This window comes from Sphingomonas sp. KR3-1, from assembly GCF_040049295.1.
GTDB lineage: Bacteria > Pseudomonadota > Alphaproteobacteria > Sphingomonadales > Sphingomonadaceae > Sphingomonas.
The window spans coordinates 19248-35978 of the sequence record NZ_JBDZDQ010000003.1; the positions used below are offsets into that span (position 1 = coordinate 19248).

Annotated in this window: 17 protein-coding genes; 9 read left to right on the plus strand and 8 right to left on the minus strand. The window is 67.4% G+C overall.

The window, feature by feature from the left end:
- Positions 1-68 precede the first annotated feature (68 nt).
- On the plus strand, positions 69-2309 hold the full coding sequence (parC, locus tag ABLE38_RS16010; RefSeq protein ID WP_348975243.1) for a DNA topoisomerase IV subunit A: 2241 nt from the start codon (positions 69-71) through the stop codon (positions 2307-2309).
- A 160-nt stretch (positions 2310-2469) separates the two neighbouring features.
- Positions 2470-4086 (plus strand): EAL domain-containing protein, encoded by a 1617-nt coding sequence (locus ABLE38_RS16015; protein ID WP_348975838.1) that lies wholly within the window; start codon positions 2470-2472, stop codon positions 4084-4086.
- Here ABLE38_RS16015 and ABLE38_RS16020 read toward each other — a convergent pair.
- The 4 genes from ABLE38_RS16020 to ABLE38_RS16035 form a co-directional block, all read right to left on the minus strand.
- Positions 4026-5246 (minus strand): CCA tRNA nucleotidyltransferase, encoded by a 1221-nt coding sequence (locus tag ABLE38_RS16020; RefSeq protein WP_348975244.1) that lies wholly within the window; start codon positions 5244-5246, stop codon positions 4026-4028. The genes ABLE38_RS16015 and ABLE38_RS16020 overlap by 61 nt on opposite strands.
- Positions 5234-5824 (minus strand): CoA pyrophosphatase, encoded by a 591-nt coding sequence (locus tag ABLE38_RS16025; RefSeq protein WP_348975245.1) that lies wholly within the window; start codon positions 5822-5824, stop codon positions 5234-5236. Before ABLE38_RS16025 ends, ABLE38_RS16020 begins: the two co-directional genes overlap by 13 nt.
- Positions 5821-6387, minus strand: coding sequence for a DUF1285 domain-containing protein (locus tag ABLE38_RS16030; RefSeq protein WP_348975246.1), 567 nt, complete (start codon positions 6385-6387; stop codon positions 5821-5823). The genes ABLE38_RS16025 and ABLE38_RS16030 overlap by 4 nt, the downstream gene beginning before the upstream one ends.
- 308 nt (positions 6388-6695) lie before the next feature.
- Positions 6696-7217 (minus strand): N-acetyltransferase, encoded by a 522-nt coding sequence (locus ABLE38_RS16035; RefSeq protein ID WP_348975247.1) that lies wholly within the window; start codon positions 7215-7217, stop codon positions 6696-6698.
- A gap of 181 nt (positions 7218-7398) precedes the next feature.
- Between ABLE38_RS16035 and ABLE38_RS16040 the strand changes: the two genes are divergently transcribed.
- The gene (locus ABLE38_RS16040) at positions 7399-7773 is read left to right on the plus strand and encodes a dihydroneopterin aldolase (protein WP_348975248.1); all 375 of its coding nucleotides are present in this window, start codon (positions 7399-7401) and stop codon (positions 7771-7773) included.
- Between the two features lie 33 nt (positions 7774-7806).
- Here the strand turns inward: ABLE38_RS16040 and ABLE38_RS16045 are convergent, their stop codons facing one another.
- Entirely contained in the window at positions 7807-8643 is an 837-nt protein-coding gene (locus ABLE38_RS16045) for a hypothetical protein (RefSeq protein ID WP_348975249.1), read from the minus strand.
- A gap of 231 nt (positions 8644-8874) precedes the next feature.
- Here ABLE38_RS16045 and ABLE38_RS16050 point away from each other — a divergent pair, with 231 nt between their 5' ends.
- The 5 genes from ABLE38_RS16050 (at position 8875) to ABLE38_RS16070 (ending at position 12001) form a co-directional block, all read left to right on the plus strand.
- Positions 8875-9552, plus strand: coding sequence for an energy transducer TonB (locus ABLE38_RS16050; RefSeq protein ID WP_348975250.1), 678 nt, complete (start codon positions 8875-8877; stop codon positions 9550-9552).
- Positions 9553-9635: 83 nt separating this feature from the next.
- Positions 9636-10400, plus strand: a complete 765-nt coding sequence (locus ABLE38_RS16055) for a MotA/TolQ/ExbB proton channel family protein (protein WP_348975251.1) — start codon at positions 9636-9638, stop codon at positions 10398-10400.
- A gap of 89 nt (positions 10401-10489) precedes the next feature.
- Positions 10490-10969 (plus strand): biopolymer transporter ExbD, encoded by a 480-nt coding sequence (locus ABLE38_RS16060; RefSeq protein ID WP_348975252.1) that lies wholly within the window; start codon positions 10490-10492, stop codon positions 10967-10969.
- A gap of 25 nt (positions 10970-10994) precedes the next feature.
- A complete protein-coding gene (locus ABLE38_RS16065) occupies positions 10995-11420 on the plus strand; it encodes a biopolymer transporter ExbD (protein WP_348975253.1) in 426 nt (141 codons plus the stop codon).
- A gap of 215 nt (positions 11421-11635) precedes the next feature.
- Positions 11636-12001: a tetratricopeptide repeat protein gene (locus ABLE38_RS16070; RefSeq protein ID WP_348975254.1), complete on the plus strand. Its 366-nt coding sequence runs from the start codon at positions 11636-11638 to the stop codon at positions 11999-12001.
- A gap of 108 nt (positions 12002-12109) precedes the next feature.
- Here the strand turns inward: ABLE38_RS16070 and dcd are convergent, their stop codons facing one another.
- Positions 12110-12661, minus strand: a complete 552-nt coding sequence (gene dcd, locus ABLE38_RS16075) for a dCTP deaminase (protein ID WP_086129970.1) — start codon at positions 12659-12661, stop codon at positions 12110-12112.
- Between the two features lie 97 nt (positions 12662-12758).
- Here dcd and ABLE38_RS16080 point away from each other — a divergent pair, with 97 nt between their 5' ends.
- Entirely contained in the window at positions 12759-15338 is a 2580-nt protein-coding gene (locus ABLE38_RS16080; protein ID WP_348975255.1) for a glycosyl hydrolase 115 family protein, read from the plus strand.
- On the opposite strand, the gene ABLE38_RS16085 is transcribed toward ABLE38_RS16080, so the two are convergent.
- On the minus strand, positions 15335-15703 hold the full coding sequence (locus tag ABLE38_RS16085) for a VOC family protein (protein WP_348975256.1): 369 nt from the start codon (positions 15701-15703) through the stop codon (positions 15335-15337). The two genes, ABLE38_RS16080 and ABLE38_RS16085, sit on opposite strands and share 4 nt — an antisense overlap.
- A 13-nt stretch (positions 15704-15716) precedes the next feature.
- Entirely contained in the window at positions 15717-16481 is a 765-nt protein-coding gene (locus ABLE38_RS16090) for an SDR family oxidoreductase (RefSeq protein WP_348975257.1), read from the minus strand.
- Positions 16482-16731: the final 250 nt, after the last annotated feature.

A 16731-nucleotide genomic window follows, 5' to 3' on the forward strand; every position in this document is an offset into this window, starting at 1 on the left:
CATCTGGTTGAATGTCGCCGCCACCCGGCTTGGCGCATCGCCTCCGCTGCTGCTATCCGGGGGTGGAAATGAGCTTAGATACCGATCTCGCCGAGCCCGGCACGCCTTCCGACGTTCCCTTCGATAGCGCGCTGTCCGAGCGCTATCTCGTCTATGCGCTCTCGACGATCACGGCGCGCTCGCTCCCCGATGTCCGCGACGGGCTGAAGCCGGTCCACCGCCGCCTGCTCTGGGCGATGCGGCTGCTGCGGCTCGATCCCGCCAGCGGCTACAAGAAATGCGCCCGCGTCGTCGGCGACGTCATCGGTAAATACCATCCGCATGGCGATCAGTCGGTCTATGACGCGATGGTCCGCCTCGCCCAGACCTTTGCGCTGCGCTACCCGCTGGTCGACGGCCAGGGCAATTTCGGCAATATCGACGGCGATAACGCCGCGGCCTATCGCTACACCGAGGCGCGGCTGACCCAGGTCGCCATCGACCTGATGGACGGGCTCGACGAGAATGCCGTCGATTACCGCCCGACCTATAATGGCGAGGACGAGGAGCCCGAGCTCTTCCCCGGCCTGTTCCCCAACCTGCTCGCCAACGGCGCCGCCGGCATCGCCGTCGGCATGGCGACGAGCATCCCGCCGCACAACGCCGCCGAACTGATGACCGCCGCGGTGGCGCTGATCGACAATCCGGCTGCCAATGTCCTCGACTATGTCCAGGGTCCGGACCTGCCGACCGGCGGCATCATCGTCGACAGCCCGGCGGCGATCGCGGAGGCCTATACCACCGGCCGCGGCGGCTTCCGGGTGCGGGCGAAGATCGAGAAGGTGAGCGAGAAGGGCGGCGGCTGGCACCTCGTCGTCACCGAGATCCCCTACGGCGTGCAGAAGGGCAAGCTGATCGAGGGGATCGCCGATCTCATCAACGAGAAGAAGCTGCCGATCCTCGGCGACGTCCGCGACGAGAGCGCCGAGGATATCCGCATCGTCCTCGAGCCGCGCAGCCGCACCGTGGTGGCCGAGGACCTGATCAACAGCCTCTACCGCCTCTCGGACCTCGAAGTCCGTGTGCCGCTCAATTTGAACGTGCTCGACAAGCACCGCACGCCGCGGGTGATGAGCCTCGGCGAGGCGCTGTCGGGGTGGCTCGAGCACCAGTTCGTGGTGCTGCGCCGCAAGTCCGAGCATCGGCTCAACAAGATCGCCGACCGGCTCGAGCTGGTCGGTGGCTACATCATCGCCTTCCTCAATCTCGACCGGGTCATCGAGATCATCCGGACCGAGGATGAGCCCAAGCCGATCATGATGGCGGAGTTCGAACTGACCGATCGCCAGGCCGAGGCGATCCTCAACATGCGGCTGCGCTCGCTGCGCCGCCTGGAAGAGATGGAGCTCAAGCGCGAGCAGGCCGGGCTCGAGAAGGAAAAGGCCGAGCTCGAGCTGCTGCTGTCGTCCGATGCCCGCCAGCGCACCCGGATGAAGCGCGATCTCGGCAAGATGATCGAGCGCTACGGCCCGGAGACTGCGCTCGGCAAGCGCCGCACCCTTGTCGAGGAAGCGGCGCCGGCCCGCGAGATCCCGCTCGAGGCGATGATCGAGCGCGAGCCGATCACCGTCATCCTCTCCGCCCGCGGCTGGATCCGGGCGATGAAGGGGCATGTCGAGGATCTGTCGGGCGACGCGCTGAAGTTCAAGGAGGGCGACGCCGCATATCTGGCCTTCCATGCCCAGACCACCGACAAGCTGCTCCTCGCCGCCGACAATGGCCGCTTCTACACGCTGGCGGCGGACAAGCTGCCCGGCGGGCGCGGCTTCGGCGAGCCGGTGCGGCTGATGATCGACCTGGAGGGCGAGCGCAACATCATCGCCCTGTTCCCGGCGAGCTCGGCGCCGCGGCTGCTGGTCGCGGCGGATGACGGGCGCGGGTTCGTGGTCAAGGCCGAGGATGTCGTCGCCGAGACCCGCAAGGGCAAGCAGGTGGTGACACCGCGCGCCGGTGCGCATCTCAAGCTGGTCCGTGCCATCGGCGCCGAGGACGATGCGGTGGCGGCGGTCGGCGACAATCGCAAGCTGCTGGTCTTCCCGCTCACCGAAGTCGCCGAGCTGGCGCGCGGGCAGGGCGTGCAGCTGCAGCGCTACCGCGACGGCGGCTTGAGCGACGTCCGCACCTTCAGGATGGCCGAGGGATTGAGCTGGGCGATGGGCGGCGAGAGCGGCCGGACGCGCACCGAAACCGACCTCACGCCCTGGCGTGCGGCCCGCGGTGCGGCGGGGCGGATGGCGCCCAATGGCTTCCCTCGGGACAATCGTTTCTGATCGGGTCGTAAATCGCTGTTGTTTCAGCCGCTTTTAACCAATCGCGGCTAGGCGGGACGGGATGGTGTTCGCCAGATCGAAGAAAGCCCGTGTCGTGGCGCCGCTGCCCGTGCCGCAGCAGCCGGACCCGCTTGCCTTCGGCCCGGGCGCCTCGGCGATGATGCTCGACATGCTGCCGGTGCCGGCGGCGCTGATCGAGCTACGCGAGGACGGCTTCGTTTTCGACGCGGTGAACCGGCCGTTCCGGCTGGCGGGGCTGGGCACGGTGGCGAGCGAATCGCCGCTGATCCGGCTGCTCGGGCCGCGGCTCAAGAAGTTCATCGAATCGAGCGAGATGCAGTGCGAGATCGGCTGGCAGTTCGGCGACGAGGTCGATGCCCGCCACTTCCGGGTGATGCTCGCCAAGCGCGCCGACCGCCGTTCCTTCCCGCGCTGCATGGTCACCCTGGTCGACCACACCTCGGAGCTGCGCACCGAATACAGCCTGCGCCGCGAGATGGCGACCGACAGCCTCACCGGCCTGCCCAACCGCGCCGGCTTCTCCGACGCGCTCGAGCATGCGATTTCGCCCGAGAACAGCCGCGACTTCGCGGTGCTGGTGGTCAATCTCGACCGGTTCAGCCGCATCAACGCCTGCATGGGCGGGCTTGCCGGCGACGAGCTGCTGATCACCGTGGCGCGCCGGGTGAAGGGCGCGCTGCGCAGCCGCGACACGCTGGCCCGGATGGGTGGTGACGAGTTCGGCGTGCTGCTGACGCTCGACGAGGGGCCGAGCGATGCGCTCCATGTCGCCAAGCGCATCCAGGCGGCGCTCGCCAATCCGTTCCGCCTCTCGGACTTCGAGATCCGCGTCGATTGCTCGATCGGCATCGCGCTCGGCCAGGATAATGACGGCGATCCCGAGGATCTGGTCCGCAATGCCCAGTTCGCCGTCAAGCGGGCGAAGAAGAGCGGCCGCACCGAGATCTACCAGACCCACACCTTCGACATCGCCCGCGAGCAGTTCGGCATCGAGACCGAGCTGCGCCGGGCGATCGAGCATGGGCAGATGACGCTCTGCTACCAGCCGATCTGCGATCTCGCGACCGGCAAGATCACTTCGTTCGAGGCGCTGGCCCGCTGGACCAACGAGGAGGGCGTGGCGCTCTCCCCGAACGACTTCATCCCCGTTGCCGAGGAATCGGGCCTGATCATCCCGCTCGGCCGCTGGGCGATGGAAGAGGCGGCGCAGACGATCGCGGCCTGGGACCGCGCGGCGGGCGGTGATTGCGGCATCAAGGTCGCCGTCAACCTCTCGGCGATCCAGCTGCAGCGCGATCATATCCCCGCCATGGTCAAGAGCGCGCTCGAGCGCCACGGGGTGGAGGGCAACCGCCTGACCCTGGAGCTCACCGAGAGCGCGATCGTTACCGATCCGGACCGCATCGCCCAGACGATGAATGCGCTCAAGGACCTCGGCGCCACGCTGGCGATGGACGATTTCGGCACGGGCTATTCAAACCTCGCCTATCTCCAGAAGCTGCCGATCGACCTACTCAAGATCGACCGCAGCTTCGTCTCTGGCATGCTCGCCGACCGCGACAAGGTCGCCATCGTCCGCGCCATCCTCAGCCTCGCCCAGGCGCTCGGCATGCAGACCACCGCCGAGGGCATCGAGACCAACGAGCTCGCCCAGACGCTGGCGGCGCTGGGCTGTACCTATGGCCAGGGCTTCCTCTATTCGCGCGCGCTCGAGCGGGACGCCGCCTGGGCACTGCTCGCCGAACGCAGCGCCTGAGCCACTGCCGCGTCGGCCAGCTCGGCGACGCGGTCCTCGCCCGGGAACCCCTCGGCGATCCACGCTTCCTCGATGGTCTTCATCAGCCGCGCCACCTCGGGCCCGGCCTTGATCCCCCGCCCGACGATCGCCCCGCCGGTGAGCGGGAAGCGCGGCGGCTGCCAGCCATCGACCTCCAGCGCCTCGGCGAGTGGGCGTTCGGAGGGTAGCAGCCGGTCGAACGCAGCATCGGCGCCGATGCGATAGGCGAGAATATGGGGCGGTTCCTCGGGCGGCACTACGGCCGAGGCGAGGCGCTTGCGCTGGGCATTGGAGAGCTTGAGCCGCGCGCCGATCTGGTCGGCAAGCGCGGGATCGGCGGGGATCAGCGCAGCGAGGCGGCGAATCGCACTGGGCGCCACTTCCGCCGCGGCCTCGCGCGCGGCGAGATGGGCCAGGCGCTCCGCCGAGGCGATCTCGGGCAACACCGGCGCGAAGATGCCGCGCTCGATCATCAGCTCCACGACGCGCACGGCGTCGCGCGTGACCAGCAGCTTGAGCAGCTCGTCGGCGATGCGCTCGCGGCTCAGGGCCATCAGGTCCCTGGCGCGGGCGGTGCAGGCCTCCAGCCCGGCGGCGTCGGCGACTTCGCCGAAACGGGCGAGGAAGCGGAAGAAGCGCAGGATGCGCAGGTGATCCTCGGCGATGCGCTGCAGCGGATCGCCGATGAAGCGGACATGGCGGGCGTCGAGATCCGCCTTGCCGTCGAAATAGTCGAAGATCTCGCCCGTCGCCGGATCGGCATAGAGCGCGTTCATCGTGAAATCGCGGCGGGCGGCATCCTCGCGCCAGTCATCGGTGAAGGCGACGGTGGCGCGGCGGCCGTCGGTGGAGACGTCGCGGCGCAGCGTGGTGACTTCCACCGGGCCGCTCGGCAGCACGGCGGTGACCGTGCCATGGTCGATGCCGGTGGGGACCGCGCGGATATGCGCGGCCTTGAGCAGCTCCATCACCCGCTGCGGCGGCAGCGGCGTGGCGACGTCGAGATCGGAGACCGGGAGGCCGAGCAGCGTGTCGCGCACCGATCCGCCGACGAAGCGGGCATCGCCAAGGACTGCGACCAGCTCCGCCAGCCCCTCGCGGTGGCGCCATTCGGCGTCGGGCAGGATCATGCCGCCCATTTCAGCCGCCTCGACAGATTGACCAGCATCGCCGCCGTCGCTCCCCATATCCGGCGCTCCTGCCAGAGTATCTCGTAATAGCGCCGCTCGCGGCCCTGATATTGCACGCGTTGCTCGCGCTGGTTGACGCTGTCGAGCAGGAAGTCGAGCGGCACCTCGAACACGCTGGCGACCTCGGCTTCCGACGGGGTGAGCTGCAGATCGGGCGGTACCACGCCGATCACCGGGGTGACGACATAGTTGGTGACGGTGCGGTAGCTGTCGGTCATGCCGACCACGTCGACGGCGGAGGGCGGCAACGCGATCTCCTCATTCGCTTCGCGCAGCGCGGCACCCACCGGGCCGTCGTCGCCCGGATCGATGCGGCCGCCGGGAAAGGCGACCTGACCGGCATGGGCGCGCAGCGTCTCGGTGCGCTGGGTGAGGATCACGCCGGGCGCGGCGCGATCGGTGACCGCGATCAGCACGGCAGCGGGGTTGCCCCGGATCGCAGGATCGAAGTCATAGTGATCGCCCGGCAGCAGCAAGGGCGTGTGATCGACCGCGAGCGCGGTACGCAGGCGATCGGCCAGGCTCACGCGCCGGGCTCCAGCGCGAAGAAGGCGCCGTTGCTCCACACGCCGGGCGGCGTGCTGCCATTGGCGAGCGCGATCTCGGCCAGCTCGTAATAGACGCTGCGCGCGACCAGCGCCTCGAGCCCGCCACGGACGTGGAGATAGGGGCGGGGGCCGTCCTCGCGCTCCTCGAAGCGCAGGCCATGGTCGGGCCCAGCCGAGACGAGATCGCCGGTGTTGAGCCGGAAGGCGAGCTTCATCGCCGCGCCTTCGCCTTCGCGCTTCATCTCCACCGCGGTGAAGGGCGCGTCCTCGACATCGATGTCGAGCTTCTCGACCGGGGTGACCAGGACGAAGCGGCCATCGGGCTCGCGGCGCAGGATCGTCGAGAACAGGCGGACCATCGGCAGCCGGCCGATCGGCGAGCCCTGGTGGAACCAGGTGCCGTCGCGGGCGATGCGCATGTCGCTATGCCCGCAATGCGACGGGTTCCAGCTGTCGACGGGCGGCAGGCGGTTCTCCTCGGCGAGCCGGGCGATCTCGGCGAGCGACAGGCTGGCGAAGTCGGGCGGGGGCGTGGACGGCATCGATTCGCCTCAGTTGATCGGCCGAACGGCGCGGAAAGTCACAAAGGCCATGACATTCACGCGCGCGAGGCTCCCCAGTGCCCTTTCGGCACGCGAACGCCGCTGCGAGCAAAGCGGGAGCGGGAAAGGCGGTGCGCGATCGGTCATGCCGGGAAACCCAAGCAGACAAAATCCTACATTGGAAGGGGTTCGGCGCGCATCGGTGCAGTGGAGGGCTGTTCCCCGGCGAAAGCCGGGCCCCAGAGTCCCAAGCGGCACGGCAGGGAAACCTGGCCCCCGGCTTCGCCGGGGAACAGAGAAACTACTGCCTACGCTGCCCGTCGAAGACGTGCCCCCAGCATGCCAGGGCCAGCGGGGACGCCGGCGCCGCGGGCGAGCAGGCGACGTGCCTCGAACGGGCCGGGAAGGCGCCAGCCGCCGGTCCTGTCCGCAGTGAAATCGAAGAAGCGGCCGTAATATTCGGGGTCGCCGATCAGCATCAGCGCGTCGGCACCCGGAAGCGTCGAGGCAGCCGCTGCCTCGAGCATCCGCTCCATCAGCATGCGGCCGATGCCGCCCTGCTGACGATCGGGCTGGACCGCGACCGGGCCGACCATCACCATCGGCACGCTGCCGCCGCCATCGCATTCGAGCGCCACCGGCCAGCTCTGGATCGAGCCGAGCAGGCTGCCATCCTCCGCCACCGCGGCGAAGCTGAGTTCGGGAACGGGCGAAGTGCCAAGGCGAACCTTGTACGCAGTGCGCGCGCGTCGGCCCGGACCAAAAGCACGGTCGAGCAAAGTCTCGACGGCCTGAGGATCCACGGTCTCGAGCGGGAGCAATGCGATCACTTCATACATTCCTTTCATAACGCCCGACACGCGCATCGGGGGCCGCGCGCAATAGCGCCGATCGGCGCTTTCGCAAGTCTGAATATAAGGCGCGGATGGCGCAGGAGGAGGGGCGGGGTTCCCCCGGGGCGCGCTTCTGCTATGGGCGCGGCCTGTTTTTCCCTGAAAAGGCCCTGGCCACTTGCCCGATTCCCTGAAGCTCCAGGTGCACGACCTGGAAGTCGAAGTCCTCACCGGCGTCTATTCGGAAGAGACGCACCTGCCGCAGCCGCTGCGCATCTCGGTGACGGTGGACATCGACATGCCCGAGCGCTTCGCGCCGGACACGCCGCTCAAGGCCTCGAAGAACTATATGGACGTCAAGCACGCGGCGACCGACGCGTTGCCCAAGGACGTGCACTTCACGCTGGTCGAGGCCGTGGCCGAGCATATCTGCGACACGCTGTTCGTCGGCGATGCGCGGGTGCGCCGGATCGAGGTACGAATCGTCAAGCTGGCGATCGCCGAGCAGGGCGAATCGATCGGAATCACGCTGGTGCGCGAGCGGAAGGCGTAATTCCCTCTCCCGCTTGCGGAGAGGGAAAGATGCTCAGGCACAAGGCCCCAGCGAGCGCAGCACGAAGGCATAGTCCTCGCGCGCCTTTGCGGCGTTCTGCGGATCGTCCGATTCGACTGCTTCGGCGGGCAGCGTGCGGGGCAGGCCGCAGGCGAGGCGGTACCAGAGGAAGCTGTTCGGGGCGGGGGCACCGGCGGATTCGTCGACAATGTCTCCCAATGACACACTCCAGCGCGTCTTCTCGCCCGGGCGGCGCAGGATCTGGAGCGACACCGGCGCGCCGCCCGCGGTCTGCAGGAAGACCTGGGTCTCGCCCTCGCCGGGCAGCGATCCGGGCACATGGAACGCGTTGCCGATCCCGGTGATCGCCGGCGGCGCATCGGCGGCCAGCGCATCGCGGGTGATCGCGCGGACCTGGGCATCGAGCTCGGGCAACCAGTTCATCTGGCTCGCCAATCCGGTGAGCTGAACCATGGCCGGGCGGCCGGGCACCGGGCGGGCGAAGAGCAGCACGCGCTGCTTGGCGAGCTTGGGCGGCTTGCCCTTCGCACTGAGCGGCACATCGGCCGTGTAGGTGATGCGCGAGGTCATCGCCTGACTGCCCCGAATCAGGGCAGAAACATCCGCCTCGACCAGGAATCGGGCCATCCCGGCAGCCAGGCCGCCCGATTCTTCGGGCCGCAGGCGATCAGCTTTGCGGATGCGGGCATCAATAATGAGCGGGGCCGCAACGACCTGTTTTGCCAGGGTGGCGTAGCTGGGCAATACAGCGGTTGTTTGTGCCTGCGTTTGCTGGGGTTTAGCGCCTGCATCTAAGGGTGCGGCCAGCGCAATCGCGCAAGAAAATGTGGCGGTGAGCATGCGGTTCATGCCGTTCGCGATACCGGATCGAGCGCCCGGTATACAGAAATAATTATGTCATTGGGGGACTGTACGCCCTGATTGTCCGACAAAGGGTTTGCGTCCTCCCGGTGCGCGCGATAGAGACTCGCCCGCTGCCGATTAGGACGCATATAGCGCACGGCGGGCAGGCTTGTGCACGGGTCGCAATATCCGCCGCATCGGGCTTGCATGTCAGGATTAGAGGAGTGACGTTGCCGAATGTCTTACGCTGACCGTAATACAAGTGGCAGTCGCGTTGTCGCGATCGTACTGGTCGCGATCATCGTGGCTGGCATGGGGTACGCCTTCGTCACGGGCCTTGCATATCAATATATCAAGAAGCAGGCGGAAAAGCTGAACACGTTCGACGTGCAAGAGCCGCCGCCCCCGCCCGAGGAAGTGCCGCCGCCGCCGCCGCCGCCGGATACCCCGGTTCCGCCGCCGCCCACTCAAATCGCTGTTCCGCCGTCGCTGGTGCAGGTGCCGACTCCGGCCCCGCCCATCCAGACGACGCCGAACATTCCCACCATCGCACCGCCGATCACGCCGCCGGCTCCGCCTGCGCCTCCGGCTGCACCGCAGCCGCCGGCTCCGCCGCGGATCGCCAAGAAGCTCACGCCGCGCGGCTCGCCGCAGGGCTGGGTGACCGACGACGATTATCCTGCCGCCGCACTGCGCGCCGAGCAGGCCGGTACCGTCCGTTTCCGCCTCGACGTGGATCCTACGGGCAAGGTGACCAACTGCACCGTGACGGGTTCGAGCGGCGTGTCCGTTCTCGACTCCACGGCTTGCTCGCTGCTCAAGCGCCGCGCCCGGTTCAACCCGGCCGAGGACGAGAGCGGCAACAAGATCGCGGCACCTTACAACGGCAGCTTCACCTGGAAGATTCCGAGCTAAGCCGTGTGATCGAATTGGCCGGCGCGCCGCGGGGCGCGCCGGATGTGGAAAAAGCGCTATTTAGTTAGAGGAAAGAACCGACAATGCTCACGACCATTCTCGCCGCTGCGGCGCCCAAGGGCGAAAACCCGTACGGCCTCATCCCCGCGCTCCGTGAGGGCGGCCTGATCTCGCAGACGGTGTTCGGCATTCTGGTGCTGATGCTGTTCTTCTCGCTCTACATCCTGTTCACCAAGCTGTTCGAGCAGCAGAAGATCCTCAACCAGGCGAAGCGCGTCCGCGCCGGTTTCTGGAACGCCAACAGCCTGCGCGAAGGCGCTGCCAAGCTCGAGAAGAACTCGGCCTATCGCCAGCTGGTCGATGACGGCCTGGCCGCTCAGGAGCAGCACTCGAAGCTGACCGATCCGGTCGAAGCCCATGACTGGCTGCACGGCTCGCTCGCCCGCTCGGAGGACCTGATCAACTCGCAGCTGAAGAGCGGCCTGTCGTTCCTCGCCACCGTGGGTTCGACCGCTCCGTTCATCGGTCTGTTCGGTACGGTTATCGGCATCATCCGCGCGCTCGTGAAGATCGGTGCCGCTGGCCAGGCGTCGATCGACGCGGTCGCCGGTCCGGTCGGTGAAGCGCTGATCATGACCGCCGTCGGTCTCGCCGTCGCCGTTCCGGCCGTGCTCGCCTACAACTGGCTGCAGGCGCGCAACAAGAAGATCAACGAGAGCCTCAGCGCTTTCGCGAACGATCTGCTCGGCTACCTCGCTTCGGACGGCCGCGTGCGTCCGGTCGTTGGCAAGGCTGCTCCGGCCAAGGCCGCTCCGGCCGCGACGACCAGCACCGCGCCGCGCGCCTAAGCGACTATATGGGCCCGGCGTCCTCGGACGCCGGGTTCCGTCTCCAGCCCGCGGGCTGGAGCTAGGATTAAAGGATAGGATAGCGCGCAATGGCGATGAGCGTAGGCGGGGGCGGTGAAGACGCCCCCATGTCGGACATCAATACCACGCCGCTCGTCGACGTGATGCTGGTGCTCCTCATCATCTTCCTGATCACGGTTCCGGTCGTGATCCAGACGGTGAAGCTGGAGCTGCCGAAGGTTCAGTTCGAACCGACCATCACCAAGCCCGAGAACGTGGCCCTTTCGGTCACGGCCGAAGGCGGTCAGTGCAAGGTTTTCTGGGGCATGACCCCGGTGACGAGCAAGGAACTGCTCGATAAGGCGGTCAAGAAGCTTCAGGACGAGATCAAGAAGCAGGGCGGCATCAACGCTGCCGGCCTCGAGCTGCCCGAAGTGCACATCCGCGGCGACGTGAATACCCCGTACCGCTGCATCGGCGGCACGATCTTCACGATGCAGATGGCCGGGTTCGTCAAGGTCGGCTTCATCTCCGAGCCCCCCGCGGGCTCCGCCACGGTCCGTCTCTGACGGCCTGCTCATAGGAGTTTAGACAATGGCAATGAGCATGGGCGGTGCCGACGACGGCCCGATGATGGAAATCAACACGACGCCGCTGATCGACGTCATGTTGGTGCTCCTGATCATGATCATCATGACGATCCCGATTCAGACGCATGCGGTGAAGGTCGACCTTCCTCAGTCGAACAACCAGCCGCAGAACATCGTCGAGCCGGAGAAGAACAAGGTCTATATCGACGCCCAGGGCCAGGTTTTCTGGAACAGCGCGCCGATCGACGACGTGACGCTTCGCCAGTATCTGGATCAGACGCTGCAGATGTCGCCCGAGCCGGAGCTGCACTTCCAGCCCGACCCGCAGGCACGCTACGAAGTCGTCGACCGCGTTCTCGCGATCATCAAGCGCGCGAACGTGAACAAGCTCGGCTTCGTCGGCAACGAGCAGTATCGCAACGATTTCTGATCCGCCGCCCCTCGGGGCCTGGCATCGGAACAAGGAAAGGCGGTCCTTCGGGGCCGCCTTTCTTTTTGTCCCTGCGCGACCCGATCTCCTCGGCTCGGCGCATTCCTGCGGGCGGGTGCAATTGCGTGCTTGTGCGTGTGACACGAAAGTGTCACAAAATAGTCTCCAAACAGTAACGCGAATTACCTCGTACTGTAACAAAAGGAGTAGGAGTTATGCGCACCGCGCTCATTGTCCTTGCAGCCGCCCCGTTCGCGCTCGCCGCGCTTCCCGCGCAGGCCCAGGCCCAGAACGGGGACCCCGTTGCCAGTGCCGCGATTTTCGACGGTAACTATTCCCAGGCCGAGCAGCAGCTCAACGCCAAGCTTCGCCTCGATCCCGGCCAGCCCGAGCTCCTGCTCAATCTCGCCGCGGTCTATGCCCAGACCGGACGCACCGCCGAGGCGCGGGCGCTCTACATCCAGGTGCTCCAGCAGCGCGATGTCGAGATGGACCAGTCGGCCGACCGCATGGCGATGTCGCATGCGATCGCCAACAAGGGTCTTCAATATATCCGCACGCTCCAGCTGAGCGCGCGCTGAGCCCATTTCCTGCCGCCTGGCTGCGCAGAAGCGCGGCCGGCGGCGAACACCGGCGCCGCCCCACGCGGCGCCGTTTCCATGTTCAGCGCAGATGAATCGAAATCGCGATCAGAGCCGGGGCAGGGTGACGCCGCGCTGGCCCATATATTTGCCCGCCCGGTCGGCATAGCTGGTCTCGCAGGGCTGGTCGCCCTTCAGGAACAGGAACTGGCACGCGCCCTCGTTCGCATAGATCTTGGCGGGCAGCGGCGTCGTGTTCGAGAATTCGAGCGTGACATGGCCTTCCCATTCGGGTTCGAGCGGAGTCACGTTCACGATGATCCCGCAGCGCGCATAGGTCGACTTGCCGAGGCAGATGACCAGCGTGTCGCGCGGGATGCGGAAATATTCGACGGTGCGGGCGAGCGCGAAGCTGTTGGGCGGGATGATGCACACATCGGTCTTGCGATCGACGAAGCTGTTCGCGGCGAAGTCCTTGGGATCGACCACCGCCGAATCGACATTGGTGAAGATCTTGAACTCGTCGGCGACGCGCGCGTCATAGCCATAGGACGACAGGCCGTAGCTGATGCAGCCCTCGCGGCGCTGCGCCTCGACAAAGGGCTCGATCATGCCCGTCGAGAGGGCCTGTTCGCGAATCCAGCGGTCTGAAAGGATCATGGGCGACGGTTTCGCCGGAAGCGGGCGGCGGGGCAAGCCGCTTGTCACTTTGGATAGGCTGTGCGCATAACACAGACAAATAAGCACGGAGAGGGCGATGCGCGGACTGGCGGCGACAGCGATGATGTGTGCGATGTTCGCCATAAGACCGGCGCTGGCCTGCGAGGGCGCCGTGACGATCTGCCCAAGCGCCGGTGCCGGCAGCTTCGCGCTGATCGCGGGTGGCAGGCCGGCAAGCGTGCTGGTCGATCCCGGCGCCGATCCGGCGGTGCGCCATGCGGCGAACGGCTTTGCCGGTGATCTCGAGCGGGTAAGCGGCAGCAAGGCCGCGCGGGCGGCGACGCTGGCAGGCCTGAACGGGCCGGTAGTGCTGATCGGCGTGCTCGGCCAGAGCCCGGCGATCGATGCGCTGGTCCGTGCCGGCAAGATCAAGCCGCAGGACATTGCCGGCGAATGGGAAGCGTTTCGCCAGATCGTGGTCGACAATCCCGTGCCGGGCGTGACCCGCGCGCTGGTGATCGTCGGATCGGACCGGCGCGGCGCGGTCTATGGCGCATACGACATCTCGGAGAAGATCGGCGTGTCGCCCTGGCACTGGTTCGCCGACGTGCCGGTGGCGAAGCGGTCGAATGTCTTCGTCACCGCGGGCGCCCGGCGCGACCAGCCCAAGGTGCGCTATCGCGGCTTCTTCATCAACGACGAGGCGCCGAGCTTCTCGACCTGGGCGCAGAAGAAGTTCGGCGGCGCGAACGCCAAGGCCTATGCGCATATCTTCGAGCTCGAGCTGCGGCTGAAGGGCAATTACCTGTGGCCGGCGATGTGGGCGCCGCGCGCCTTCAACGACGACGATCCGCAGAACAAGATCCTTGCCGACGAGATGGGCATCGTGATGGGCACCTCGCACCACGAGCCGATGACGCGGGCGCAGGACGAGTGGCATCGCAACACCGCCGGCGGGGTCACCGGCGGCAAATGGGACTATGCGAGCAACGCCGCGAACCTGCGTGCCTTCTGGCGCGGCGGGATCGAGCGGACGATGTCGAAGGGCGACGGCAAGAGCTATGAGAGCCTGATCACCGTTGGCATGCGCGGCGATGGCGACGAGCCGATGGCCGAGGGCACCGCGACCAAGCTGCTTGAAGGCATCGTCGCCGACCAGCGCAACATCATCGCCGAGGTGACCGGCAGGCCGGCGGACCAGCAGCCGCAGGTCTGGGCGCTCTACAAGGAAGTGCAGGACTATTACGACCACGGCATGCAGGTGCCGGACGACGTCACCCTGCTGTTTTCCGACGACAATTGGGGCCAGATCCGCCGGCTGCCGGACCTGGGCAGCGCGCCGCGCAAGGGCGGCTACGGCGTTTATTATCACTTCGACTATGTCGGCGGCCCGCGCAACTACAAATGGCTCAATACCAACCAGATCGAGAAGAGCTGGCAGCAGATGGACCTGGCCTGGCAGCGCGGCGCCCGGGCGCTGTGGATCGTCAATGTCGGCGACCTCAAGCCGATGGAATATCCATTGAGCTTCTTCCTCAAACAGGCCTGGAACCCCGAGGCGATGACGCCCGCGGCGCTGGCAGCGTTTCCGGAGCAATGGGCGGGCGCGCAGTTCGGGCCCGCGCAGGGCAAGGCGATCGGCGCGTTGCTGACGCGCTATTCCCAGCTGGCGGCGCGGCGGAAGCCCGAGCTGATCGATGCGGGGAGCTTCGCGCTGGGCAGCGGCGCCGGGCCGGTGCTCGACGGGGGCGAGTTCGGCGCGATGCTGGGCGAATGGGATATGCTGGAAGCGGCGATGCTCAAGGCGAAGGCCGGCGTGCCGGCCGAGCGGCAGGATGCGTTCTTCGAGCTGGTCGAGCATCCGATCGCCGCGATGGCGAACCTCTATCGGCTCTATTACGCGGTCGCCTGGAACCGTCGCCTGGCCGCGGCGGGCGATGCCCGGGCCAATGCGTTCGCCGACCAGGCCGAGGCGGCCTTCGCGCGCGACCAGGCGTTGAGCGACCGCTATCACGCGATCGCCGGGGGCAAATGGGACGGGATGATGCTCCAGACCCATATCGGCTATACCAGCTGGCAGCAGCCCGACACGCAGGTTATGCCTGAGGTCAAGCGGGTGGCGGGGACGGCGGGCGCGATCCGGTTCGCGGCGCCCGCGCGGGCCAGCGAAGCGACAGTCATCGAGGCGGGCGGCTATGCCCGTGCGGTGGGCGGCAAAGGGCTGACCTGGCGCGTGATTCCGCATCTGGGGCGGACCCAGGGCGCGGTGCTGGCGCTGCCGCAGGGGCGCCCGGCGACCAAGCTGGAGGATGGCGTGCGGCTCGAATATGCCGTGCCGGTGGCGAAGGCCGGCGCGCTCGAAGTGCGGCTGATCCTTGCGCCGACGCTGGGCACGGGCGCGGACGGCAAACTGCGGGTCGGCTTGTCGCTCGATGGCGGCCCGGTGCAGGTGCTGAGCGACCTGCTCACGCCGTCGCCCAATGCCGCCGACAGCCCTGCGAAGCGCGACTGGGAGCGGGCGGTGGAGGACAATGCCCGCGTGCTGGGGGCGCGCTTCCCGGGGGTCTCCGCGGGCAAGCATGTGGTGAAGGTCTGGCGGATCGACGACAATGTCGTGTTGCAGCGGATCGTGGTGGGGACGGGGCCGCTGCCGGAGCGCTATCTGGGCGGGAGCTAGGCCTGCGCCACATGCCAGAGCTCGCCGCAGGGGCCGACGACAAAGGCGATGGTGAGCCCCCAGGGCATCAGTGCGGGCGGCTTGGGCGCGGGTACGCCGAACTGGTTCGGCAGGTCGAGCGACTGGATATGCGCCCACCAGGCGTCGAGATCCTCGACCACCAGCTGCATCATGAAGTTGCCGGCCCAGCCTTCGTCATAATGGTTCTGGAGCAGGAACGCGCCCGAATCGCAGGCGAACCCCGCGATATCGGCGGCCTCGAAGGTGAGGCGGAAGCCGAGCGCCAAATAGAAGCGCTTCGACAGGGCGAAGTCCTTGCCGCCGGGGACGAAGGGGCGGAGCGTGGTGGTGGCGAGGTTGGGCATGCCGCGATCCTACTCAACCCGCCGTCCAGCCGCCATCGACCATCACTGCGCTGCCGGTCATCAGGCTCGAGGCGTCCGAGGCGAGGAGCAGCAGCGGGCCGCTGAGCTCGTCCATCTGGCCGAGGCGGCCGAAGGCGATGCGGCCAAGCACGCGCTCGCGGGTGCCGGGCATGTCGAGGATTGGGCGGGTGAGCGCGGTCTCGATGAAGGTCGGGCAGAGCGTGTTGACCCGGATGCCGTGCGGGGCGAGGTCGATCGCCATGCACTTGGTCAGGCCCTCAAGGGCGAATTTCGAGGCGCTGTAGAGCGAGCGGCCCGGGCCGCCGACATGGCCCATCTGCGAGGACAAGTTGATGATCGAGCCGGGTTTTCCGGCATCGAGCAAGCCCTGGGCGACGGCCTGGGCGACGAACAATGCCGCCTTGAGGTTGAGATCGAGGACGGCGTGATAATCCTCCTCCGTCACCTCGGTGATCGGGCGGATGCGGTTGGCGCCGGCATTGTTGAGGAGGATGTCGAAGGGGCCGCGGGCAGCGATCTCGCGGCGGACGGCTTCGGTGTCGGTGACGTCGAGGGCGAAGGCATCGGCCTGGTGGCCGGCGTCGCGGAGCGCGGCGGCGAGGGCCTCGACCTCGTTTCCGCTGCGGGCGCAGAGGGTTACCGCTGCGCCGGCCTGGGCGAGGATCGCCGCGCCATGCGCCCCGATGCCGCGGCCCGCGCCGGTGACCAGGGCGCGCTTGCCGTCGAGGCGGAGGCTGGGGAGCGGGGGCAGCGGCATCGATCTCTCCGGTCACTTTGGGTTTGGCAGGAATAGTCCCACGCGGCCGCCAACGGGTCAATATTGGCTGGCTGGTGAGTGAATGTTGCGGTCGTTTGGGGTGACTGTGGGGCGGCGCGGTGGGGATATTGGCGGTTGTCTTGGAGGCGGCTTGAGGCGGGTCGACGTCGCCGGCGGGGCCTGACCGCGTGGCGCCGTTCGGGCGACGCGGGTGGCGGAGCGATGTGCTGCTTGGCTCTGGATCCCCGCC